At 39.3% G+C, this 847-nt stretch carries 1 protein-coding gene; it reads left to right on the top strand.

Annotated features, from left to right (window positions below; translation table 11 throughout):
* The coding region (locus tag V7L07_RS33385) for an AAA family ATPase (protein WP_335063945.1) at nt 1-847 on the top strand (847 nt) is incomplete at both ends.

The following is an 847-nucleotide window of genomic DNA, read 5'->3' as shown; positions in this document are numbered from 1 at the left end:
TGATGGCGGAACTGCAAAAAAACAAAGACGGGGTGAAACATTTCAAGCACGTCCTGAAGAAATTGAGTTAGTCAATGCAGCCTTATATTTACGACGACCTCTATTAGTAACTGGGAAACCGGGAACAGGTAAAACATCATTAGCGTATGCAGTTGCTCATGAACTAAAGTTGGGAGAAGTATTACACTGGTCGGTCACAACTCGTACTACGCTTAAGGATGGGCTTTATCGCTACGATGCCATCGGGCGGTTGCAGGATGCAAAAGATAAAGATAACTTGCAAGAAATTGGTAAGTATATTGACCTTGGCCCATTGGGAACAGCTTTACTACCTTCAGAAAAGCCCAGAGTATTATTAATTGATGAAATTGATAAAAGTGATATTGATTTACCTAATGATTTACTACATATATTTGAAGAAGGAGAGTTTGAAATTCCCGAACTCAGGCGGATTGTTGGTAAATTAAATGAAGTAGAAGTACAGACAGCAGATACTAATACGAAAGTAAAAATTCAGCATGGGCGGGTTCGTTGTACAACCTTTCCATTTGTAATTTTAACCAGTAATGGCGAAAGAGATTTTCCCCCGCCATTTTTGCGGCGTTGTCTGCGACTGAATATTAGAGAACCTAACAGCGAAGAATTAAAGCGGATTGTCACTGCACATCTGCTCAATGAGGAAACACCTTCTCAAGAAGCTAATAGTCTAATCAAACAAACAGATAGTTTAATCACTAAATTTCTCGACAAACGCCAAAATGGAGAGTTAGCCACCGATCAACTGCTAAATGCAGTCTACTTGGTAACAAGAGAACATTTTCCCAAAGACGATACTAAAGAGAAACTA

The organism is Nostoc sp. (assembly GCF_036916985.1).
Taxonomy (GTDB): Bacteria; Cyanobacteriota; Cyanobacteriia; order Cyanobacteriales; family Nostocaceae; genus Nostoc.
This window is presented reverse-complemented; position numbering and strand designations above follow the sequence as displayed.